Annotated in this window: 1 protein-coding gene; it reads right to left on the minus strand. The window is 38.9% G+C overall.

The features are described 5' to 3' along the window. Positions 1-480: winged helix-turn-helix domain-containing protein (locus JIG41_RS01125; RefSeq protein WP_199524136.1), on the minus strand; the 480-nt coding region annotated here is incomplete at its 3' end. Positions 481-524: the final 44 nt, after the last annotated feature.

Genomic DNA, 524 nt, shown 5'->3' on the forward strand with positions numbered 1-524 from the left:
GTTTCCAGTTGGAAGTTTTTTAAAAGCTTCTTGGCTTTTTAATGAGTGTTTAGGGTGTTTCGAACGGCTTGTGATCCAACTAAAGCCAAGCTGCTTGAGTATTTTATAAGTATGATTTAAGTGATAATGAACACCAAATTCGGTGCTAATGTAATGCACAATGTCTTCACCGGTAAGCCGGCCGCCTTGAAGTTCTGTGTTCGTGCGTTTTATAAATTCAGACAGTTGCTCAAGTTGTGACTGTTGCAATCTAGATGGACGCCCTTGTATAGGCTTATTGTCTAAGCCATACAGCCCCTGTTCTAGGTAACTTGAAACCCATTTATTAACACTACTTCGTGCTATGTTAAGACGTTTTGCAATATCAGTTCTGCTATTCCCCTCATAAAATAATGACACTGCGAGTAATCGTATGCGTTTTCGTGCGTTTGGTTCTTTTCGCGAAAGCGCTAAAAGCTGTTCAGCTATGTTTTGGTTCAATGTTATTAACCGGTGATTTTATATAGCCTATATTAGATCAGATA

The sequence above is a fragment of the Pseudoalteromonas sp. bablab_jr011 genome (assembly GCF_016464045.1).
Taxonomy (GTDB): domain Bacteria; phylum Pseudomonadota; class Gammaproteobacteria; order Enterobacterales; family Alteromonadaceae; genus Pseudoalteromonas; species Pseudoalteromonas lipolytica.